The 23,519-nt window shown below is 44.8% G+C and carries 21 protein-coding genes; all 21 read left to right on the top strand.

Features of this window, described 5'->3' with window-relative positions:
* Positions 1-73 precede the first annotated feature (73 nt).
* The 21 genes from NSA57_RS04935 to NSA57_RS04835 all read left to right on the top strand — a co-directional run bounded on the left by NSA57_RS04935 (position 74) and on the right by NSA57_RS04835 (position 23,414).
* Positions 74-976, top strand: coding sequence for a M14 family zinc carboxypeptidase (locus NSA57_RS04935; protein ID WP_257464189.1), 903 nt, complete (start codon positions 74-76; stop codon positions 974-976).
* A gap of 353 nt (positions 977-1,329) precedes the next feature.
* Positions 1,330-2,754, top strand: coding sequence for a tRNA (N6-isopentenyl adenosine(37)-C2)-methylthiotransferase MiaB (miaB, locus tag NSA57_RS04930; RefSeq protein ID WP_257464188.1), 1,425 nt, complete (start codon positions 1,330-1,332; stop codon positions 2,752-2,754).
* A gap of 96 nt (positions 2,755-2,850) precedes the next feature.
* A complete protein-coding gene (locus tag NSA57_RS04925) occupies positions 2,851-4,194 on the top strand; it encodes an MATE family efflux transporter (RefSeq protein ID WP_257464245.1) in 1,344 nt (447 codons plus the stop codon).
* Between the two features lie 303 nt (positions 4,195-4,497).
* Positions 4,498-5,130: a DUF3786 domain-containing protein gene (locus tag NSA57_RS04920; protein ID WP_257464187.1), complete on the top strand. Its 633-nt coding sequence runs from the start codon at positions 4,498-4,500 to the stop codon at positions 5,128-5,130.
* Between the two features lie 37 nt (positions 5,131-5,167).
* Positions 5,168-5,557, top strand: coding sequence for a hypothetical protein (locus NSA57_RS04915; protein ID WP_257464186.1), 390 nt, complete (start codon positions 5,168-5,170; stop codon positions 5,555-5,557).
* A 273-nt stretch (positions 5,558-5,830) separates the two neighbouring features.
* A complete protein-coding gene (locus tag NSA57_RS04910; protein ID WP_257464185.1) occupies positions 5,831-6,931 on the top strand; it encodes a hypothetical protein in 1,101 nt (366 codons plus the stop codon).
* 147 nt (positions 6,932-7,078) lie between these two features.
* A complete protein-coding gene (locus tag NSA57_RS04905) occupies positions 7,079-8,281 on the top strand; it encodes a hypothetical protein (RefSeq protein ID WP_257464184.1) in 1,203 nt (400 codons plus the stop codon).
* Between the two features lie 74 nt (positions 8,282-8,355).
* The gene (locus NSA57_RS04900) at positions 8,356-8,520 is read left to right on the top strand and encodes a hypothetical protein (RefSeq protein ID WP_257464183.1); all 165 of its coding nucleotides are present in this window, start codon (positions 8,356-8,358) and stop codon (positions 8,518-8,520) included.
* Between the two features lie 165 nt (positions 8,521-8,685).
* Positions 8,686-9,612 carry a glycosyltransferase family A protein gene (locus NSA57_RS04895; RefSeq protein WP_257464182.1) on the top strand — a complete coding sequence of 309 codons (927 nt, stop codon included), beginning with the start codon at positions 8,686-8,688 and terminating at the stop codon, positions 9,610-9,612.
* A 117-nt stretch (positions 9,613-9,729) separates the two neighbouring features.
* A complete protein-coding gene (locus tag NSA57_RS04890; protein ID WP_257464181.1) occupies positions 9,730-10,944 on the top strand; it encodes a PucR family transcriptional regulator in 1,215 nt (404 codons plus the stop codon).
* Between the two features lie 223 nt (positions 10,945-11,167).
* A complete protein-coding gene (locus tag NSA57_RS04885) occupies positions 11,168-12,844 on the top strand; it encodes an OPT/YSL family transporter (protein WP_257464180.1) in 1,677 nt (558 codons plus the stop codon).
* A gap of 31 nt (positions 12,845-12,875) precedes the next feature.
* Positions 12,876-13,958, top strand: coding sequence for an S-methyl thiohydantoin desulfurase family protein (locus tag NSA57_RS04880; protein ID WP_147598960.1), 1,083 nt, complete (start codon positions 12,876-12,878; stop codon positions 13,956-13,958).
* Positions 13,959-13,971: 13 nt separating this feature from the next.
* Positions 13,972-14,910, top strand: coding sequence for a DUF1177 domain-containing protein (locus tag NSA57_RS04875; protein WP_173752137.1), 939 nt, complete (start codon positions 13,972-13,974; stop codon positions 14,908-14,910).
* 6 nt (positions 14,911-14,916) lie between these two features.
* Positions 14,917-15,600 carry an AroM family protein gene (locus tag NSA57_RS04870; protein ID WP_330601491.1) on the top strand — a complete coding sequence of 228 codons (684 nt, stop codon included), beginning with the start codon at positions 14,917-14,919 and terminating at the stop codon, positions 15,598-15,600.
* Positions 15,601-15,683: 83 nt separating this feature from the next.
* The gene (locus NSA57_RS04865; RefSeq protein WP_022067495.1) at positions 15,684-16,628 is read left to right on the top strand and encodes an aminopeptidase; all 945 of its coding nucleotides are present in this window, start codon (positions 15,684-15,686) and stop codon (positions 16,626-16,628) included.
* A 15-nt stretch (positions 16,629-16,643) separates the two neighbouring features.
* On the top strand, positions 16,644-17,294 hold the full coding sequence (locus tag NSA57_RS04860; protein WP_257464179.1) for an aspartate/glutamate racemase family protein: 651 nt from the start codon (positions 16,644-16,646) through the stop codon (positions 17,292-17,294).
* Between the two features lie 113 nt (positions 17,295-17,407).
* Positions 17,408-18,142 (top strand): DUF5058 family protein, encoded by a 735-nt coding sequence (locus tag NSA57_RS04855; RefSeq protein ID WP_022067493.1) that lies wholly within the window; start codon positions 17,408-17,410, stop codon positions 18,140-18,142.
* A 9-nt stretch (positions 18,143-18,151) separates the two neighbouring features.
* On the top strand, positions 18,152-18,823 hold the full coding sequence (locus NSA57_RS04850) for a hypothetical protein (protein ID WP_022067492.1): 672 nt from the start codon (positions 18,152-18,154) through the stop codon (positions 18,821-18,823).
* A gap of 14 nt (positions 18,824-18,837) precedes the next feature.
* A complete protein-coding gene (locus tag NSA57_RS04845; RefSeq protein WP_257464178.1) occupies positions 18,838-20,181 on the top strand; it encodes a M20/M25/M40 family metallo-hydrolase in 1,344 nt (447 codons plus the stop codon).
* Positions 20,182-20,219: 38 nt separating this feature from the next.
* Positions 20,220-21,476, top strand: coding sequence for a M28 family metallopeptidase (locus NSA57_RS04840; RefSeq protein WP_147598965.1), 1,257 nt, complete (start codon positions 20,220-20,222; stop codon positions 21,474-21,476).
* A gap of 147 nt (positions 21,477-21,623) precedes the next feature.
* Positions 21,624-23,414: an aminopeptidase P family protein gene (locus NSA57_RS04835; RefSeq protein ID WP_257464177.1), complete on the top strand. Its 1,791-nt coding sequence runs from the start codon at positions 21,624-21,626 to the stop codon at positions 23,412-23,414.
* Positions 23,415-23,519: the final 105 nt, after the last annotated feature.

Here is a 23,519-nt window from a genome sequence, read left to right as displayed (position 1 = left end):
CCATAAAGGAGACAGGTCTAAAAGCCTGTCTCTTTTCATATATATTCAGTATGAAGGGCAGGGGGACAGGCAGATGATGGAAACAACAATTTTTGCTTATGAGAATTTATATTATGAACTATGGGAAACTGCCCGGAGATACAGGGCGATTGCGCAGTTCCGGGTAATTGGAAACAGTCATGATGAACGGATGATTCCCATGATCGAGGTGGGACAGGGAGACCAGGTGATTTTTTGTGTCAGCGGGCTGAACGGAACGGAGCGGCATATGCCGTCCTGTCTTCTTCGCATGGCAAAGGAATACTGTCGGGCATGGGAATGCGGATGGGTGCTGGAAGAGCTTTATGACGTGAAGCAGCTTCTTTCCGGGTGGAAGATATGTTTCATTCCCCTTCTGAATCCTGACGGATATGAGATCTATGAAAAAGGTTACACGGTAATACGAAATCCCGTTTACCGACAGATGCTCCGTATGCAGGAGACAGCCTGCACAGAATATTTCTGTAACGCAAGAGGCATGAATCTGCAGAAAAATTTTCCAACCAGCTATTACAGGAAAATGCGGATTTATCATGAGCCTGCCAGTGAAAATGAAACAAAGGCTCTGGTGCGTATTTTGCAGGAATATCAGGGAAAAGGATTTTTTTCTTTTGGACAGGCAGATAAAAGAATCGTATATTTCAGGCAGCCTCAGGCTTTTGGGGTAAACCAGAAAAGCTATCGGCTGGCAAGACATTTTCAGAAGCAGGCAGGATTTTGCATGGAAAAGTTTTCTCTGGAACAGCAGAAAAAAGAGCATGCAGTTCAGGGAGAAGGGACACCGGAAAGATATTATGCGGAGCTTACCCGGCAGCCGTCTTTTCGGATAGAGCTGCCGTCCGGTATGGGTGAAGAGGAAAGCTCTCTTCTGGAAAACCGGTATCAGCAGATTTACACGATTCCTCTGGAGTATATTTTTTCTGTAGGCGAACTTTAAATAACCGCTTAAAATGTTGATCCCGGCAGACTTCAGGAGCTGATTCCTGAGAACTGCCGGGTGTTTTTTGAGGCAACGATGGCCTTGTTGTTTACTCTGTTCCCGGCAGCCCGGTCAGAATACATGCCAGATTATCTTCGATGATTGCTATTTTTCCTGTATATCATGGAAGTTTGACAAAATATGCTAAAACCCCGAGACATACAAGCCAAAATTCCATTGCCGCAGGAAATCTGAAATGAATTTTGGCTCGTTGCTGTTGTTTATTCACTGCATCCGGAAAAATTTTGACAGAATTATAAAATTCTTGTATCATAGAAAAATAAAAAAAGAAACAAGGAGCAGATATATTTATGATAAAAGATACAGAAACAAAAGAGATACAGAATGAAACAGAACGCCAGCGTTCCTTTATTGAGCTGGCCAGAGCTTTGACACAGCAGAAAATGCAGACCATCGGGCGTCCTCTGACCTATTGTCTTACTACCTTTGGCTGTCAGATGAATGAAAAACAGTCTGAGGCTGTAGCCGGAATCATGGACGAAATCGGATATGTCCGTCAGGACAGTGAGGAGGCAGATGTTGTAATTTACAATACCTGTACCGTCCGCGAAAATGCCAATCTGAAGGTGTACGGACGTCTGGGCCATCTTCACAGTCTGAAGGATCAGAATCCGGATATGAAGATAGTTCTTTTTGGATGCATGATGCAGGAGCCTCAGGTAGTAGAAAAAATCAAAAAAACCTATTCTTTTGTAAATCTGGTGTTTGGAACCCACAATATTTTTAAGTTTGCAGAGCTTTTTTACGATATGCTGTTATCTGACATGCAGATCGTGGATATCTGGGAGGGAACGGATCAGATCGTGGAGGATCTTCCCACAGAGCGCAACTATACGTTCAAATCCGGTGTAAATATCATGTTTGGCTGCAATAACTTCTGCAGCTACTGTATTGTGCCTTATGTTAGAGGAAGAGAGAGAAGCCGGAAACCGGAAGCCATTGTAAAGGAAGTGGAACGTCTTGTGGCAGACGGAGTTTCCGAAGTAATGCTTCTGGGACAGAATGTAAATTCCTATGGAAAAACTCTGGAAAATCCAGTGACCTTTGCCCAGCTTCTTACCATGCTGGAAGAAGTGGAAGGACTGAAGCGCATCCGTTTTATGACTTCTCATCCGAAGGACCTTTCTGATGAGCTGATTGAGGTAATGGCAAAAAGCAAAAAAATCTGCCATCATCTCCACCTTCCTCTTCAGTCCGGCAGCAGCCGTGTTCTGAAGGAGATGAACCGTCGCTATGACAAAGAGAAATATCTGAACCTGGTAGAAAAAATCCGTACTGCCATCCCGGATATTTCTCTTACAACGGATATTATTGTAGGCTTCCCGGGAGAGACAGAGGAAGATTTCCAGGAGACTCTGGATGTGGTAAAAAAAGCCGGATACGATACTGCCTTTACCTTTATTTATTCCAAACGCACCGGAACTCCGGCAGCCGCCAAAGAGGATCAGGTTCCGGCAGATGTGACAAAGGAGCGTTTTAACCGTCTTCTTGCCCTTGTACAGGAGCAGGGAAGAATCCGTTCCTCCCGGTTTGCAGGAACCGTTCAGGAGGTTCTGGTAGAAGAGGAAAGCAAGGAGAAGGGAATTTTTACCGGAAGGACCCAGTACAATCTTCTGGTACATTTTCCGGCAGATGAAAGTCTTCTGGGCACTTATGTAAATGTAAAGCTTGAGGAGTGTAAAGGCTTTTATTATCTGGGAAGTCTGGCTGACTGAAAAATACTTCCCGAAACTACGGGAATATAAAAAATATTTTATTTTAAACAGGGAAAAGAGGAGAGAAAATTGAAAAACAGCAAATACGAAATTGATATGTGCAATGGCTCGATTATGCCCAAGCTTATTTCATTTTCGATTCCGCTGATGTTGTCCGGCATTTTGCAGCTGATGTTTAATGCAGTGGATATTGTGGTGGTGGGAAGATTCAGCGGCAGCCGTTCTCTGGCAGCCGTAGGATCAACTACAGCGCTGATTAATATTTTTACCAATCTGTTTATAGGTGTTTCTCTGGGAGCAAATGTGCTAAGCGCCCGTTTTTATGCTTCCGGAAAAGCAAAGGAAATGTCCGAGACCGTACATACTTCTATTATGTTTGCTCTGATCAGCGGCGTTGTGATGGCATTTGTGGGACTGGTCTTTTCCAGATTCGCCCTGGAGCTTATGGGTACTCCGGCAGATGTAATTGACCAGTCAGCCCTTTATATGCGGATTTATTTTATCGGAATGCCTTTTTTTATGCTGTACAATTACGGGGCAGCTATTTTAAGATCTGTGGGAGATACTAAAAGACCGCTTTTGTTTCTGATCATTTCAGGAATCACCAATGCGGTTCTGAACCTGATTCTGGTGATCCGGTTCCGTCTGGATGTAGCGGGAGTTGCCATTGCAACCATTATCGCTCAGATGATTTCCTGTATTCTGGTTTTGCGATGCCTGTATAAATCAGAGAGCAGCTATCAGCTCCGTTTTTCCAGACTTACTATTAAGTGGAAGTACCTGAAGCAGATCTTTCAGGTAGGTATTCCGGCAGGACTTCAAAGCACAGTTATTAATTTTTCCAATGCAATGCTGCAGTCCTCTGTAAATTCCTTTGGCTCCGTTGCCATGGCAGGATATACGGCTGCCAACAATATTTTTGGCTTCCTTTATGCTGCAGCCAATTCTGTTACTCAGGCATGTATGAGCTTTACCAGTCAGAATTATGGAGTGGGTAAACTGAAACGAATGGACAAAGTTCTTGTAAACTGCATGATTCTTACCGTAGGAGTTTCCTTTAGCCTGGGTTTTGGAGCCTGGTTCTTTGGTTCCGGCCTTCTCAGGATTTACACCAGCGAGGCAGATGTGATAGCCTGCGGACTGGAGATCCTTGCCTTTACCACAGTTCCTTATTTTCTCTGTGGGATTATGGATCTTTTTCCGGGAGCGCTGCGCGGAATGGGCTATTCTGCTGTACCCATGATTCTTTCCGTGATCGGAACGGTTGGAATGAGGATTATCTGGATCTACCTGGTATTTCCGGCTCACAGATCCCTTGATTTTCTTTTTATTTCCTATCCTGCATCCTGGACGGTTACCATTGTGCTTCAGGCAGTATGCTTTTTCTTTGTCAGGAAAAAAGTGCGCAGGACTGTGCTTGCAGGACAGTATACAGCCTGAACGCAAAGACCTGCTGATAATCAGCTGCGAAAGAGAACAGAGAAGATTTCAGGAATAAAAATATAGATTCTATCATTTTTTAAGTTTTTTAAGACAGAGTATTTATTTGGCTTCAGGCCGTAAGAATACTCTGTCTTTTTCTGTAAATGTATGATAAAATCAAAAATAATCAATGAAGTCTATGAAATATCAGGCTGTGAGATTTTTGACAGACTTTTTATAAAACTTACCGGAAATATAAAAATATGACAGCTATAACCGAATCAGCTGATTTGGAAGCTGCAGATTAAGAAAGAGGGAAAAATGAAAGTATCCAATTATGAGATCACACGGAACAGGATGCGGGATGAATTTATAAAATATGACCAGGAAAAAATGATTCAGAAATTTTCACTGAAAAATGACAGACAGTATCTGTACCTGGATTTTATGGGAAGACCCTACAGAATCAACCGCAAAAACGGTGTGGTGGAATGGTCTGAGGACGGGTTTCACTCAGTCACTGAAGGAAATTTCAATGAGTCCATGACAATCTATGATGTGCTTTGCTATTCAAAAGATAGCTGCAGTCTGTCCGGAAAATTTTGTTCCATCAATATGCTGAAGGGTATTGTGAAGGCGAATCCTCCGGGAGTAAATCTGTTCCAGAAAACCGCTGACAGCTTTAACGGAAAGGTAGCGGCTCTTGAAAAGGCCTGTGAATCTTTTGGTGAAAAAACAGATTTGAAAGGCGATGTGGCGGTAAAGCTGTACCCGTTTTCTTTTTTGCCTGTGATCCTTCAGTTCTGGGAGGGAGACGAGGAATTTCCCGCAAACCTGAAATTTATGTTTGACGAAAATATCCTGCAGTACATCCATTACGAGACGATCTTTTATCTGCTGGAGCATGTGACGGACAGAATACAGGAGACTATGGTGATGGGGAAGAATGAATAATTATCAGCCTGATCCGGCGAAGAAAGGAGGCTGTTAAATGACTTATATCCTCCCGGTACTCTATGTAATTGTGTCTTATACATTCTTTCTTTTGGCAGTCTGTTTTGGCAATGCGATCACATTGCAGATAGTATCGATCCTTCTGCCCTTTATCATGGGGATCGTCAATTTGATCGTTGTGCTGATCGTAGGAAGAAAGTGGTCAAGAAAGACATTGCTGAACTGCACTTTGATCATCAAGTATGGACTGATCCCGTTCTACCTGATCGGAGGGAGCATCACAGTATATGTAACGCTGATAGCATTCTTCCCATTGCCGCTGATGGCATTGTTTGGACTGGTTAACCATTGTGTTTTTGATTTTAGGATACGGGATTCTGTTGGGGGCATCTCCCTATGCGATCGCTTATCTGATAAAGTCGTGTAAAGACGGCGTACATCCGAAATGGCTTGCGGTTTTGGGTGGAATCTGTCAGTTCTTTTTTTTCTTTGATGTATTTGCCATGATGGTCCTGACATTAAAGGAGCGGCACAAAGTAAAAACTACGATTGCAGTTTTCTGTGGGATGTGTCTTATTGTCTTTCTGATCATACTTTTTGTGGCCGGATTGCTGATAGGAGCATAATCGCCAGTTATACAGAATACGACTTGGGTTATACATAAAACAAATGGATATTATCGCAGAAAGGACTTATGCTTATGAAAAAACAATGGATTACTTTACTGACAGGATGTGTACTGGCAGGCAGCATGCTGACCGGATACGTTTCAAAACCTCAGGCAGCTGCGGGCAGTGATAAGGGGTGTACAGATGAGGCCATTTTGTCTCAGCTGAAAAATGACGGAACACCTGAGTTCATACTGGATGGTACTCACTATACGCTTCCCCTGGAAACTTCCCGGCTGATACAGGCCGGATGGAGTCTGGAAACAGAAGAATATGATGTAGATGAGGTTTCTCTGCAGCCCGGCGATCGCATTTATGGGGAACTTTCCAAAGACGGTCAGGAAATGGATGTAGCAATCGTAAATGACGGGACAGAGCCATGTAAGCCTGCTGGGGGCGGGACGGTGGTAGAACTGGAATATTCTGCCGATAAGAATCGACCAGATCCTGATTTCTTTGTAACACTTAATGGGATCAACTGTGCTATGTCTGACACAGCCTTACAAAAGGCATTGGAAGGTGTAGAGGGATATGAACTGAATTCCGCAGGAAATATCGACATCAATCGTACTGTTGGTGATGATGAGATTGCTGTTTATAAAGTCATGCTGGGTGACGACTACACAGCGATCACACTTGCTTCGGATAATATTTTTGAATACAAGGATTATCAGCCGCAGGAAATAAAAGAACAGGTATCAAATGAAAAGATTGCAACTTACAAGGATACGACAACAGCCGAGATGGAGCCGTATGCTCAGGATTTCAATGCAATCATCGAGGGATACGAAGAAAATATGGCCGTTGGATTTTACAGTGAAGGCACTATTTGGGGCGAAGAAGTCGGTGAATATAAATCTATTGCCGGTACGCCGCTCGCTTCGGATGTATCTCTCTACATCGCAGAGGATACAACCGGCCAGCTTTACTGTATTGCCAACCAGATTTTGAATGAGGATGGTACTGTAAGCCCTGCCATTTGGCTTGAGGAAGGCAATCAGGTCAAGGTCTGGGGTTATGCTTCACAGTACATGGAATTACAGGAAGGCCTGAAAATCGTTGTGGTTCAGCCTGGCATCATTGAACGTAATGGCGAACTGGTGATTCTGGACCAAAATCTGAAAACGGACTAATGCTTTTGAGTACCGGATGCATAAACCAGTATTATAAAGCAAGAGGAATCAGGGCATCAGAAACCACGAACAGGCAGCCAGCTTTACCTGGGAAACAGAAGAATAAATTGGCACAGGCAATAGTGATTTTATAGGAAAAGGACAAAGATGGAGAAAAGAAAACTTTCAGGAAAAACAATTTTGAAACTGACAGGGGCGCTTTTTGCTCTAGCCTACCTGGGATTTTGCCTCTATGCGGGTATTACTGGAAAATTTTATGGTATGCACAGGAAGGAACACGTCCTGCGGTTCGGAGATCTTAAAAACTGGGTGTCAGGAGCGATGTCAGCAGTCATGATCGCTTTCCTGTGCATCTATTCTGCCATAAACGATCTAAAGATCCAAAAGGAACACCGGAAGTCATCTGCTCCATTTTTTCTCCTTATGCTGCTGCTAAGTTTCCCTCTGCTTCTGGAGTCTTATCTGGATATTGGATGGATCGGGATTGCCATTTATGCCGGTATTGCAGCTTTTCTGTTTGGAATTGCATGGATTCCACAATTTTTAAATCAGTGGATCACCCGCCGACTTTTGTGTGATAAACCTATGAGCGGCAGACAACAGGCGCAGATCATCGAATGGATTCATTTTTATCCGCTGAAAAAGTTACTAATTCTTGGACTGTGGGGAGTTGGTGTTGTGCTGGTTCTGCGGGGCTTTTGGGTAACTGCAACCGGGAAAATTGAAATGGATGGAGAGCTTTTCCTGTTTTTACTTGGCATAGCAGTTCTGGTTGTGGCTCTGTTTCAGAAAATGAGACGCTATGTATGTACACCTTACCGAAGCATTCCGGTGCTGAATCAGATTCTCAGCAAAAAGCAGTTGGAGCAGTTGCTGGATGGAGAACATTTTGAGTCAATAGAATTTGAAGATGATGCTATGAAAAAGTATCTGGAAATCTACCGAAGCCAGAACTGGATGCTGATAGGCGGGAAATTAATCTCAAAAAAGCTGGCTCTGTGGGTAACAGTGGATCGGTCCAAGAACGATACTCTGCTGAAAATTCTTTATCTGAATGGTACAACTGCAAAGGCGACAGTTGATTTGGAGATAAGAGAAAAAAGATATGAAGAATTCACTGCTGTGCTAAGAGAATTGACAGGATATGAAGGAGCTCTTAAACTATATGGAAAAGAGGAACAGCTGGCACAGAAATTTGCATCCTTCTTCCCGGAGCAAACTTCCGATCAGGAGCGTGTAGCTGCTTTCCTTTCACAGGATGCAGCACTGATCCGGCAGGACTACATTCAGACCTTCTCCCCTCCGCCAGATCACCGGAAGAAGAAACGGAGCGGACGGAAACGGGAGTAAAAGATTTTCTGCATTTTTCCATGAAGAAAGTATTACGAAGATACAATAAATTTCAATTGTAAAGGAGAACAAGAGTGAAAGATAAAAGCATTTTAATCTGTGTGGGGATTATAATTTATATTGTTATGACTGGAATTGATAGATTTGTTTATCATATACCTAATGTAATTTATATTCCAGTAGCAATTTTCGGGATTGTTTTAATTTTAATTGGTTTTTTCAAGGATAAATCTAAATAACAAAATTCCAGTTTTCTGAGCTGAAAAATATAAAAATCAGAAGGTGGCGGAGGCTTTACATAATGAAATATATTAAGCTTACGAGTGAGAACATAGAAAAAGAGTATATATGGAGTGCGCTTTCTAATAACGGAGAAGTATATGAAATAAAGAAACAGGAGTGAAATGTTGTATAGAAATAACGGCAAAACTTACATAAAAACAGATCTGGAAGCTGTGATAACCAGCTATAATCAGGGTAATATGATTTTGGAAGCAGTTCAATCAATCTGTAATCAGACATTACTGCCTGAAAGGATTATCGTTGTAGATGACGGATCCACAGATCAATATTCTCTTGATATATTAAACAGTATTAAAAATGATGTTAATTTACCGGTTCCAATAACTGTATATTTTCAGGAAAATCAGGGGGTATCCGCAGCCAGAAATACCGGAATAAATAAAACACAGTCCTCAATGGTTTTGATCCTTGACGGTGATGATAAGCTTGAAGCCGGATATATTGAAAATGTCAGCGAACTGCTTAGCAAGAGTCCTGACATGGTTATTGCGTCATCCTGGATGCGTACTTTTGGAGTTTTAGATGCAGTTGTCTGTCCTTCCGGCGGAACGATAGTTCCTTTTTTATCTCATAATTGCTGTCCGGCAACCCATATTCTTCGTAAAAAATTTTATGAGCAGTGCGGCGGTTATGATGAATCTATGCGCTCAGGGTTTGAGGACTGGGATTTCTTTTTAAGCATGCTGGAAACGACGCCGGAGGCTTGTATTGGAATTGTTGAAAAACCACTGATCAACTATCGGACTGCCCCTGCTTCTGCAAATATAAAAAGTATGGACAAGCGACGGGAACTTATGCGGTATATCATAGAAAAACATAATTGCAGTTATAGAAATAACATAACAGACGTATTACTGGATATTGAAACTATTTCTAACTCCAGGTTACTTGGGTGGGAAAATGAAATTATTCATTCAATAAACCATCATCAGGAGCTGAGCCAGTTGTCAGCCAGTTTTATTAAGAATCCATCATATGGTGACGGAGGCATGGCTTCCGCAGTCAGAATTGCATCCGTTGCCAGATAGATGCTGAAGGACATCGTTTAGTTATAATGACATGTCTCGAACAGATTTCACAAGGAACCTTTGATACTTTTAGTTATTCATAAAAAAAACAGAGTTATGAAAGAGGAAGGCTTTTAGATGGAGTTATATGTAAAAGATATTGAAAAAATATGGAGCAGCGGAGGCGCCTCGCTTGTAGCAGGGAAAAACGGGCTCATGCGCAAAGTGGAATCCTATGACATGATGGAACAGCCAAAGATGAAGGAATGGCTGCGGGAGCATGTTCTTTTAATTACAACAGGCTATGCCATCCGCAACGATAAGGAGGCGCTTCTGGAGCTGATCCAAAACATGCATGAGGCAAACTGTTCTGCACTGGCGATCAAAACAAGATTTTTTGATGATTTTCCGACGGAAGCGCTTCAACTGGCTGATCAGCTGGCGCTGCCTCTTTTTTTCCTGAATAACAATGCGGGGTTTCAGGATATTGTCTTTCCGGTAATGGTGGCTGTTGTGGAGGCAAAAAATCAGATTCATATGGATGCCCGATACCGGATGGGACAGCAGAATAAGCTGGAACAGGATCAGAAGCTTTTTCTGGAGCTTCTGACAGGCAAGATCACTCAGGAAGAGGAAGTGGAACATCGTACCTTTGCCCTTCATTGGCCCCCGGTTCCGGCAAGAGTGATTACTCTTCAGCTTGAAGAGAACGGGGATTATTCGCCCCTTCTGGAAATGAAACGGGAGATACAGATCAAAGAATCTCTTCGCGTTCTGGAAAAATATTACATACAGGGGACCTGTGTATGCCGTAAAAAATCCTGTTTTTGTATTATAGGAGGCAGCTGTTCTGAAGAAATGCTGAAAAAGATTTCTCTGGAACTGACTGAAAAAACAGAAACAGTCAATAACTGCGCCTGCTTTGCGCTGATAAGCCAGGAGATCACAGGATATCTGATGCTTCCGGAGATATATCAGGAGATTACTGAAGGGTTCCGGATCCGAAAGATGAAAAAACAGAAGCAGACAGTTGTTTTTCTGAAGGATCTCCAGTATGACAGGATCCTGCTTCATATTGCGCAGCAGGAGGAAACGGGGCAGTTTGTTCAGAGAAAACTGGGGCCGCTGGCAGAATATGACAGAGCTCATGAAAGCGCTCTTCTGGAAACTCTTGATGTTCTTACTCAAAAGCATGGTTCCAGGAAGCTTGCAGCAGAAGCTCTTTACCTTCACAGAAACACCATGGCCCACCGTATCCAGAAAATACAGGAGATTTTAAATACAGATCTGGACGATATGGAAGAACTGCAGGAACTGGAATTTGCCTGCAAAGTAAGACGATATATGCAATAAAACAATAAAATTTAAAAAAGAAACAAAAGGAATAATAAATCACATAATAAATATTTTATTTTTACGAAATAAGTGTGCATTATGCACAATCTATAATAGAAAAATGGTGCTTCGGAAACGATGATTTTATTGATTTAAAGTGATATCATCTTAACACAAGAAGCGTGAAGCCGATGTGGGCGGTCCTGCATCGGCTATTTTTTTACTAAAAGGAGGAGACAAGATGAGTAACAACCCAAACAAAGACTACACACAGCTTCATATCCATGCATCAAAACATCCGAAAGCATATGCTCCCCATATTCTGATCCTGAATATTGTTATGAGTGTGCTTGGTGCGATCATTGGTCTGGAACTGATCGTGCGTACCGGAGTGGCGCCCAACACCTCGATCGTAGGAGCATTGTTTGCGATTATCATATCGCGAATTCCCATTGCGATACTTAAAAAATATCAGAGTATCCACTGTCAGAATCTGATCCAGACATCCATTTCAGGAGCTACGTTTTCAGCGGCCAACTGCTTCCTTCTTCCCATCGGTGTACCGGTTATTATGGGAAGAATGGATCTGATGTATCCGATGCTGATCGGAGCTTTTCTGGCAACCATTATTGATGCCACAATTCTTTATAAAACCTTTGACAGCGAAATGTTTCCGGCAGAAGGGGCATGGCCTCCGGGCGTAGCTTCCGCAGAATCCATTCTTGCAGTTGTACAGAAGGGCAAAAAAGCTCTTTTACTTCTGGCTGGTATGGGAATCGGTATTGGCGGTAAGATGATCGGTATTCCAACAGACCTTCTGGGTGTTTCCTGGTTTGGTGATTTTGCAGCCATGGCAGCTCTTGGCGTGGGAAGTATTGTAATTGGCATTATTAAGACAAACGGATTTATCATTGATATTTTTGGAACAAGCCTTCCGGTTATTACAGATCTTTTCGGAGAAGGCGCTGATCTGATGGCTCAGCCCATGTTCCAGTACATGCCTCATGGAATTATGATCGGCGCTGGTCTTATTTCCCTGATCCAGTGCGGACGTATGCTTTTGAAAAAAAGTGACGGAAACAGCGCTGCCGGTAAGTTTTCTTCCAGTATGGCAAATATGAAAAAAGCTCTCGGCGGCGGCTATGTGGCGTACCTGATCGTGGCAGTGCTTCTTGCAGTAATTACAGGAATCTGGTCAGATATGAGTATGTTCCAGCTGATTATCTGGGTTATATTTTCTGCATTTGCAGCCATTGCTTCTGAGCTGATCGTTGGTATTTCCGCCATGTATTCCGGATGGTTCCCGGGATTTGCCACAGCTTTGATCTTTTTGATCGTTGGTATGCTAATCGGCTTCCCGGCAATTCCTCTTGGAATCCTTGTAGCTTATACCTCTGCTACCGGCCCGGCATTTTCTGATATGGCCTATGACCTGAAATGTGGATATATTCTCCGCGGCTGCGGTCAGGATCAGGAGTTAGAGCTGGAAGGAAGAAAGCAGCAGTATTACTCTGAAATGATCGGATTTGTGGTTGCCTTTGTTCTGGTTGCCATTATGGCAGGCAAATATTTTGACCAGGGACTGTTTGCTCCGGTAGACGCTACCTTTGCCGCAACCATTGAAGCCGGTGCAGGCGCAGGTGTTGCCAAATGGCTTGTGATCTGGGCGATTCCCGGCGCGATCATCCAGCTTCTGGGTGGTTCCAGACAGGTTGGCATCCTTTTTGCCACAGGTCTTCTGGTAGGCTCCACTATTAACGGTTTGACAATCCTGATCGCCCTTGTATTACGTTATGTTCTTGTAAAACGCAACAAAGAAAACGAACAGACACTGAATATTCTGGGCGCAGGTTCTCTGGCAGGAGCCGCGCTGTACAGTTTCTTCACAGCAACGCTTTCTCTTGGAAAGAAAAAGTAACATAAGCTCACACTAGAAAGAAGGTTGATTTATGGAAACAAAAGGAATCAAACTGACAGAAGAGATTCTTGACGCTGCCCTTTACGGAGGAACCATCCTGGGAGGGGGCGGCGGAGGCGATGCAAAAAAAGGCCGCAAATACGCAAAGCTTGCGGTAGAGTATGCAGATCTCAGACTTTTAAGTGCTGAGGATCTTGACGATAACGACATGGTACTGACCGCCTCCCTGGTGGGCGCTCCAAATGCGGAGAATCAGTTTATGACTCCGGCAGATCTGGTAAAGACCTTTGTTCTTCTTCAGAGAAACTGTGATTTTCCTGTTGCCGGGATCATTACCAATGAACAGGGCGGAGAAGCAACGGTAAACGGATGGCTTCAGGCAGCAGTTCTCGGACTTCCCCTTGTGGATCTTCCCTGCAATGGCCGCGCCCACCCCACAGGAGTTATGGGAAGCATGAATCTTCATAAGATCGCAGATTATAAGACGGTGCAGGCCTGTGTTGGAGGAAATCCGGAAACAGGCAGCCATGTGGAATGTTTTTTTGAGGGAAGTATCGAACATACCTCAAAGCTGGTGCGCCTGGCTTCCATTGAGGCAGGCGGTCTGGTTGCAGTAGCCAGAAATCCGGTAAGTGTATCCTATGCGAAAGAGAACGGCGCTCCCGGCGGCGTACAGTTTGCCATTGAAACAGGAAAAGCATTCTTAAAAGGTCTTGATGCTTCTGTGGAGGAGGGCGTGAAAGAGCTGTGCGGCTTCCTGAAGGGACGGGTACTTGCAAAAGGTAAGGTGGAGAAATTTTCCATTGAAACAACCGGCGGCTTTGATGTGGGATATGCCACAGTGGACGGATGTGAGCTTACCTTCTGGAATGAATATGCCACAGCAGAAAAAAACGGTAAGCGACTGGCAACCTTCCCGGATCTTATTATGACAATTAATGCAGAGACAGGCGAGCCTGTAACTACAGCCATGATGGAGGAAGACCTTGAGGTTTATGTGATTGCAGCAGATAAAGAAAACCTGAAGCTTTCTCCCACCATGTTTGAACCGGAGCTTTTAAAAGCAACTGAGGACGTGATCAAAAAAGATCTGATCAGCTATCTTAAAAAATAAGGAGGACAGGATCATGTTAATGAAACAGATCATTGATGCATATGAAGTGCTGGACAGCACTTATGTTACAGGAGAAAAGGTAAAGGAATACCTTCTTGGCATTAAGCCGGATGCAAATATTGAGGTATATGAGCTTGTAGGTCCAAAAGGAAGCACAGATATGCTGAAAGTGCGTATTCCGGGCAAAAACGGAAAAATGAACGGTGGAGACGCACCAACCATTGGACTTTTGGGACGCCTTGGCGGAATCGGCGCCCGTCCGGAACGGATCGGCTTTGTATCAGACGGAGACGGGGCTCTCTGTGCCGTAGCCCTTGCTGCAAAGCTTCTGGATATGCAGAATAAAGGAGATATTCTGGACGGAGACGTATTTATTTCCACCCATATCTGTCCGGATGCTCCTACAGCGCCTCACGATCCGGTTCCTTTTATGGGCTCTCCGGTAGAAATGTCCCAGGTAAACAGAGAAGAGGTTTCTCCGGAGCTTGACGCCATCCTTTCTGTAGATACCACAAAGGGAAACCGTGTAATCAATACAAGAGGCTTTGCCATTTCTCCTACAGTAAAAGAAGGATATATTTTAAGAACCTCTGAGGATCTTCTGGAGCTGATGCAGATCACAACAGGAAAGCTTCCGTATGTGTTCCCGCTGGCAACTCAGGATATCACACCCTATGGAAACGACGTTCACCATCTGAACAGTGTGCTTCAGCCCTGTACAGCAACAGATGCTCCTGTTGTAGGCGTTGCCATTACAGCTGAGACTATGGTTCCGGGCTGCGCTACAGGAGGAACTCACGCAGCTGACGTGGAAGAGGCAGCCCGCTTTATGCTTGAGGTGGCAAAGGCCTTTGGAAGAGGACAGTGCAGCTTCTATGACGAGGAGGAATATGCAAGATTACAGAAGCTTTATGGAAGCATGAAGCATCTGCAGACTCTTGGAAACGAATAAGGGGGCATGACTAATATGAAAATCGGGGCGGTTACAATCGGACAGTCTCCCAGAGTGGATGTGACAAAGGATATTATGGGGATCTTTGGCAGCTCTGTGGAACTGATCCAGGCAGGAGGACTTGACGGTCTTACAAAAGAGGAGATCAAAGCCTTTGCGCCGGAAAAGGACGATTATGTTCTGGTGTCCAGACTTACAGACGGCAGTTCTGTGACCTTTGCAGAACGCTTTATCCTGCCGCGCCTTCAGGCGGCTATAAAGAAAATGGAGGAAGAGGGCTGTGCTCTTGTAATGATGTTCTGTACAGGAAACTTTCCGGAGAGCCTTTCCACAGAAAAAATCCCTCTGATCTATCCCTGCGATATTCTGGACAGGGTGGTTCCTCTGCTTACCAAAAGCTCACATATTATCTGCCTGACCCCTTCTCCCCTTCAGGAGGAGCAGTGCGCTGCAAAGTGGAAAAATTATGTACAAAAAGTAAGCGTAGTAGCTGCCTCTCCCTACGGAGACTGGGGGGAACTGGAAAAGGCGGCAGAGGAAATAAGTGGCATGGAGGGAGATCTTATTGTGCTGGACTGCATTGGATATACTCAGGAAATGAAAAAAATGTTCGCACAAAAAACCGGTAAGAAGGTTGTTCTGCCAAGAACACTTCTGGCCCGTGTAGTTTCTGAACTGACAGATTTGTAAGGCTACACACAGACGCAGATGTCCCGGAAGTTGCCGGGAGAAAGGGAAAATCCGATCGTTTTTTCAATCGGATAAAAAAGAAAATGGAACAGTTGATAAAAACAGCAGAGGGAATCCTTTCTTCCTGTCTGGCAGTGAAAGAAGGAGAAGAGGTTCTCATTGTCACAGACGATACAAGAAAAAGAATCGGGGAAGCTCTTTATGAAGCAGCCGGAAACCTTGGCTGCGAACGGCTTCTGATGGTGATGAAGGAGAGGGAGTTAAGCGGCCAGGAGCCTCCGAAGGCAGTTGCGGCAGCCATGAAAAACGCAGATGTGGTTGTTGCTCCTACGGCGCAGTCTTTAACTCACACCAATGCCCGTATAGAGGCTGCAAAGGCAGGTACAAGAGTTGCCACCATGCCCGGGATCACGGAAGAAATGTTTTCCAAAGGGGCGATGACTGCAGATTACGACCAGGTAGAAAAGCTGACAGAGGTTATTACAGAAAAGCTTACAAAAGCTTCGGAAGCCCGCATTGAAAAGGACGGTAAGGTTCTGAAGATTTCCCTGAAGGGAAGAAACGGCGTTCCAAGCCCCGGGGTATACAAAAAGCCGGGACAGTGTGGAAACCTTCCTTCCGGGGAAGCTTATATTGCGCCTCTTGAGAACGGCTCTGAAGGAGAAATGATCATAGACGGCTCCATGGTGGGTATCGGAAAGCTGGAAAGCCCTCTTCACATGGTGATCTCAGGCGGCAGGCTCCGTTCTGTTACCGGAGAAAAAAGCGAGAATCTGGATGTACTTCTGAAAAATGAGACAAACGGAACCCTCTGTGAGCTTGGTATTGGAACAAACGAGGCAGCCATATTAAACGGAATTATTCTTGAAGATGAAAAAGTTTACGGAACCGTGCACATTGCTTTTGGAACAAACACCTCTTTTGGCGGTGTGAATAAGGCAGAGTGCCACATGGACGGAATTATCCTTCGTCCCACCCTTTATCTGGATAATGAGAAGATCATCGAGGACGGCGTGTTCTGTATCTGAAAGGAGGAGGCTGTTTTGGAGAAAAAATTCAAGGTAGGTCTGATACGAGTCCTGACAACAGAGGATCAGGATATTCTTCTGGCTCACGAAAAACTTTTGAATCAATATTTTCCAATGCTTACGGTGGAAACAAAATGCATCCCCGACCAGTATGAAGGAATCCACTCTCCTGAGCTTTGTATGCTTGCAGTCCCCAAAATCGTGGAAACTGCCAAAAGCTTCCGGGATGTGGATATGATCATTGTAAGCTGTGCAGACGATCCGGGAGTGGAGGAGATCCGGGAAGCTCTTCCGGGAATCCCGGTTACCGGAGGCGGTGAGACAACGCTTGCTCTTGCACGGAAATACGGAGAAAAAATCGGTGTACTTGGGATTACAGATTATGCCCCCAAAGCTTATGCAAAACTTAAGTCCGACCAGCTTCTAATAGGAAGACCGGATGGGGTATACAGCACACTGGATCTTATGACATCAAAAGGCAGGAAAAGTACGGTGAATATGGCAAGAAAACTGAAAGAACAGGGGGCGGATGTGCTTGCTCTTGCCTGTACAGGCATGGCAACGATCGGAATAGCAAAAGAGCTTGAAGAAGCAGCAGGTATTCCGGTCATCGATCCTGTTATGGCTGAGGGACTGTTTGCATATTTTGAATATCTGAAAAAATAAAACAGCTTTAGGGACAGAATATTTTACGGCAGGGAAACCGGTAAAATGTTCTGTCTTTTTGTATGGTTTTGTGATAAAATCGTAAAGAATAAACAAAGGTGGAGGAAAGAGAGATGAACGAGTATTTGAAACAGGTAAACAGCCTGCCCTTTTATCTGATCACAGGCGGCGTGCTTTTGTTTATCCTGATTATGTGTGTGGTGTTTCTGGTAAAAAGCTACCGGGCGGGAATCGCCATTGGAATGGATAAGAAGGTGATGAGACGGGCCATTATGTCAAGCGCAACCTTTTCCGTTCTTCCGGGCGTCAGTATCCTTCTGGGCGTGATCGCTCTCAGCGGAAGCCTTGGAGTTCCCTTATCCTGGCTGAGGCTTTCTGTGGTGGGAGCTTTACAGTACGAGCTGAACGTGGCTGAGATCGCGGCAACCGGAATGGGACTTTCCGGCCTTAAAGTAAGCGAGATGTCCATTGGCGCCTTTACTACCATAGCCCTGGTTATGACAGCCGGAATTTTAAGCGGCATCACCTGCTGCATTTTCGGACTGAAAAAATATCTGGGCAAGGTACAGAAAAAAGAAAAGAAAAATGACAGCGGCAGACCCGGCTTTGGCACCTATGCTACCATTGCCATGTTTATCGGTCTGTGCAGCGCATACATCGGTTCTTATGTGGGTACCTGGACAGCCTTTAAAAACAGCACGCCTCTTCTGGTGGCAGGAATTTCCGCCCTGGCTATGGCGGTATTTGAATACCTGATCGTAAAGAAAAAAATGGAGTGGCTGGAAAACTTCAGTATTGCAGTAAGTATGATTATCGGAATGGCAGCAGCTGTTCTGATCAATCTGTAGGAGGATCATATGGATAAAGAAAAATTTCTGGAAGAATTTAACAGACAGCAGCACCGCCTTGGAAGGATCATGCTGATATCCGCAGCACTTCTGCTTCTTGCAGTTCCTTTTATGCTTGGCGCTATCTACGGAGCTTTCCCGGACTTTAAAGGATTTATCAATGGGTTTATCAAGGTGGGGATCGTTTATATTCCGGTAGGAATTGTGGAATTTCTTGTTTACGCACCCATGCTTGGAAACGGAGGAAGCTATCTTACCTTTTTGACCGGAAATGTGACAAATCTTAAAATCCCCTGTGCCATGAATGCCAGGGATATTGCAAAAACAGAGGTGGGAACTGCGGAAAATGAGATTATTTCTACTTTGAGCGTTGCGTCCAGCTCCATTGTGACCATGCTGGTGATCTTTGCTGGAGTCCTTCTTCTGGTTCCGCTGACACCGGTTCTGGAAAATCCGGTGCTGACCCCTGCATTTGATACGGTAGTTCCTGCGCTTTTTGGCGCGTTGGGACTGAAATATTTTAAAAAGAGTATGAAGATCGCAGCCATTCCGCTGCTTTCCATGACTCTTCTCTGTGTGTTTGTTCCGGCAGCCATTTCCCAGACAAGTATCCTGCTGATTCCGGCAGGCGGAATGGCGCTGCTGATCGGATATATTTTATGGAAAAAAGACAAGCTTTGATAAGGAGGAGCATTATGAGCGGTAAAGCTAATGAAAGAGAACTGTTTTATGGGGGAAAACTGGGAAAAATGATCCGCTGCGAGACGATTTCCAATGCCTTTCAGCAGGATCTCAGCAAATTTTACAGATTCCATGAAGTGCTGGAACAGCTGTTTCCAAATATACACAGAGTCTGTGAAAAACACGAATTTAACGGAAGCCTTCTTTTTAAGTGGAAGGGAAAAGGACAGGGAGAGCCCATTCTCTTTATGAGTCATCAGGATGTGGTGGAGGCCTCCGGAGAGTGGAAGCATGACCCTTTCAGCGGAGAAATTGCAGATGGCGCTGTATGGGGAAGAGGAACCGTGGACACCAAAGGCAGCCTGTTCTGCTTTCTTCAGGCTGTGGAGGAGCTGATCTCAAAGGACTATGTGCCGGAGTGTGATGTTTACCTTGCAAGCAGCTGTACAGAGGAAATCGGCGGAGAGGGAGCTCCCCTTACCGTAAAATGGCTTCAGGACAACGGCGTACATTTAAAATTCCTTATGGACGAAGGCGGAATGATCAAGGAAGAGCCCATGAAGGGAGTAAAAGGCCGCTTTGCCATGGTAGGATGTCTGGAAAAGGGCTATGGCGATATCCGCTTTACCGCAAAGGGAAACGGAGGACATGCCAGTGTTCCCCAGAAGCAGACGCCTCTTACCCGGCTGGCTGCTTTTATGATGGATATCGAGAACCATAATCCATTTACCTCAAAAATGAATCCTACGGTAGCGGAAATGTTCCGGCGAATGGCTCCTTATACAGAGGGACCGCTGGGAAAAGTCATGAAATATGAAAGACAGCTGGAGCCTCTTCTGGAAAAGCTGCTTCCAAAGGTAAATCCCCTTGGAGCTGCAATGATCACCACAACCCTTAATTTTACCATGGCCAAAGGCTCTGACGGACTGAATGTGATTCCTCAGGAGGCCTCTGTTACAGGTAATATGCGCTTTATCCATCATCAGGGTGTGGAGGAAAGTCTGGCTCTGGTATCAAAGATCGCTGAAAAATACGGAATTGAAACAGAGCCGATCCTGATCCATCAGCCCTGCCCGGTGGTGGATTATAAGGGAAAGCCGTTCCGCCTGATCGAACATGTAGTGAAAAAAATGTATCCGGGTGTGATCGTGGCTCCATATGCCATGACAGGAGGCACAGACGCCAGATTCTATACTCCGGTGTGTGAAAACAGCATCCGTTTTGCTCCGTTGGAGATCAATGAACAGCAGTATCAGAGCATCCACGGAATCGACGAAAATATCAGTCTTTCCGCCCTTCCTCCTGCAGTTGATTTTTATAAGAGGATCGTGCGCCATATGGAAGGCTGGAAAGAGTAACTTCCATATCACAAATCAATTACAATGGAGAGGACATTATGAGTAAAAACACAATCAGCGGACAGCGACAGATGGATTTTGTCTCAAAATTTAACTATATCAGAGAGGCCGGAACTCCCTCAGAGGAAAAGGCTGCTTCTCTGATCCGGGAAGAATTAAAAAGCTTTGGCATGGAAAGTCATATAGAAGAGTTTTCCTTTGATACCTGGGAGATTACAAAAGCAGAGCTTACCATTACAGAGCCCTATCATAAAACCTATCAGGCAACCGGCTATCAGAGATGCGGAAGCACTGCAAAAGAAGGGACAGAGGCAGATTTTCTGTATGTGGAAAACGGAGACGATATCAGTCTTTCTCATGCAGCAGGCAAAATCGTTATGGTCAACGAGATCGTGCGGAAAGATCTGTATCTTCGCCTTATAAAAGCAGGGGTTGCAGGCTTTGTAAGCATCAGCGGTTCTCCTGTGGATGAAGGAGAGGACCGCATCCCAAGAGCTGCCGCCATTCCTCAGAAGGTATACGAATCCTTAAATGAAAAAGAACTGATCCAGGGTGTTGGCGTTCACTATCTTGACGCAGTGGAGATGGTAACGGAAGGGGCAAAAAAAGCACAACTTACTCTTATTCAAGAGGAAGTAAAGCGCACCTCCCGCAATGTGGAGGCAAGGATCCAGGGTACGGACAGAGCAGACGAGATCCTGACGCTTACCGCTCACTACGATTCTGTTCCGGAAGGTCCGGGAGCCTATGACAACATGGCAGGCGCAGCCATTATTATGGAGGTGTGCCGTTATTTAAAGGAGCATCAGCCAAGAAGAACCGTGGAATTTGTATGGTTTGGCGCAGAAGAAAAAGGCCTTCTGGGAAGCCGCCATTATGTAAAGCTTCACCAGCAGGAGCTGAATCAGCACAGATTCAACATGAATGTAGATCTTGCCGGCCAGCTTGTTGGCGGAAACGTGATCGGCGTTACCGCGGATCCGTCTGTGTGCGCCATGCTTACTTACCTTGCCCGTGAGACAGGGATCGGCATGACAACAAAGAACCAGATCTGGGGAAGCGACTCCAATACCTTTGCATGGAAGGGAATCCCTGCCATGACCTTAAACAGAGACGGCTTTGGAATGCATACTCATTACGATACCGTGGAACTACTTTCTGCCTGGTCCCTGGAAAGAAGCGCCAGACTTTTAGCCCACATTGCAGAAAGCCTTTCTGATATTGACAGCATGCCGTTTCCACAGAACATTCCTGAGGAATTTAAAAAGCAGCTGGATGAATATTTTGGCGTGTAGGGTTTTAAATGAACGAAATTTGTGATAAACTTACCAGTAGAGGGAATACTAAAATTCCATGGGGATTTCCACGCAAAATAGTGCTGTGTAAACAGCAGTTTATTTCGTATTCTCTGTACCAGTATCAATACAAAGGAGATGGAAAGAATGACCGTACAGGAACGGCTTGCCGCTCTTCGAAGCCTGATGAAAGAAAAACATGTGGACGCTTATCTGGTTCCCACAGACGACTTTCATGGCTCTGAATATGTGGGCGATTATTTTAAATGCAGAAAATATATTACAGGGTTTACCGGTTCTGCAGGAACCGCGGTGATCACCTCTGATATGGCAGGACTTTGGACAGACGGAAGATATTTTATCCAGGCTGCCCAGCAGCTTGAAGGAACCACTGTCACACTTTTTAAAATGGGAGAGCCAAAGGTTCCTACCGTTCACGAATTTCTGAAGGATAAGCTGACAGAAGGCATGTGCCTTGGATTTGACGGAAGATGCGTAAGCGCTGCCGAGGCAGAGGAACTGAAATCCCTTCTTGCAGACAAAAATATCAGCTTTTCCGTAGAGGACGACCTGATCGGAGAAATCTGGAAGAACCGCCCGGAGCTTTCCTGTGAGCCGGTTATGGAGCTTGAAGAAAAATGGGCAGGAAAGTCAAGGGCAGATAAATGTGCGCAGATCCGAGATAAGATGGCTGAAAAAGGCGCGGATGCTTTCATTCTTACTTCCCTTGACGATATTGCGTGGCTTTTAAATATCCGTGGAAATGATATTCACTGCTGCCCGGTAGTGCTTTCCTATCTTGTTATGACACAGGATGAGATCCTTCTTTTTGCCAATGAGAAGGCTTTTGATACAGCGGTAAGAAATTCTCTGGAAAAAGACGGCGTGGTTCTTAAACCTTATAATGACATTTACCAGTATGTAAAGACTATTCCGGAAAGCAGAACGGTTCTTCTTTCCAGAAAAAATGCAAACAGCCGCCTGGTAAGCAGTCTTCCAGACAGTGTGAAGATTCTGGATGAGGAAAACCTTACCCTTCTTCCAAAGGCCATCAAAAATCCTGTTGAAGTGGAAAATGAACGCATTGCCCACATCAAGGACGGCGTAGCTGTGACAAAATTTATCTACTGGCTGAAAAAAAACGTAGGAAAAACAACCATCACAGAGCTCAGCGCGGCAGACCATTTATTTGCCCTTCGCAAGGAGCAGGAAAACTTCCTGGACAACAGCTTTGATCCTATTGTTTCCTATGCAGGCCATGCGGCAATCTGTCACTACAGCCCGTCGTCGGAAACAGATATTCCTCTGGAGCCTCACGGACTGGCACTGTGCGATACAGGCGGACATTATCTGGAAGGTTCCACCGATATCACAAGAACGGTTGTCCTTGGCCCGGTAACAGAAAAAGAAAAAAAATATTTTACCCTTGTATTAAAAGGGCATCTGAATCTTGCAGCAGCAAAATTCCGTTATGGATGTACGGATCTTAATCTGGATTACATTGCAAGAGAACCGTTATGGCAGTTAGGTGAAGACTATAATCATGGAACCGGACACGGAGTAGGATATCTTCTGAACGTTCACGAAGGACCAAACCGTTTCCGCTGGAAAACAGCTCCCGGACAATCTGCCTGTGTTCTGGAGGAGGGAATGATCACCTCCAACGAGCCGGGCTATTATGTAGAGAATGAATTCGGTATCCGTCACGAGAATCTGATCGTGTGTAAAAAAGCAGAAAAGACTGCTTACGGACAGTTCATGTGCTTTGAGAACCTGACCATGGTTCCTTTTGATCTGGACGGCATTGTTCCGGAGCTTTTATCAGACCATGAAAAAGAGCTTTTAAACCAGTATCATGCAGAAGTTTATAAAAAAATTTCTCCTTATCTGAATGAGGAGGAAAAACAGTGGCTGAAAGAAGCTACACGAGAAATCTGAGAACCGGAAAGAGATATCAATAAATGCACTCTATCGGGAGGGACTGGATTCAAATCTGGTCTCTTCTGATTTTTTACTTTTATTTATTCTATACAAGGAAAATAC

Origin of the sequence: Blautia caecimuris (assembly GCF_024622975.1) — a bacterium.
Classification (GTDB): domain Bacteria; phylum Bacillota; class Clostridia; order Lachnospirales; family Lachnospiraceae; genus Blautia_A; species Blautia_A caecimuris.
This window is presented reverse-complemented; position numbering and strand designations above follow the sequence as displayed.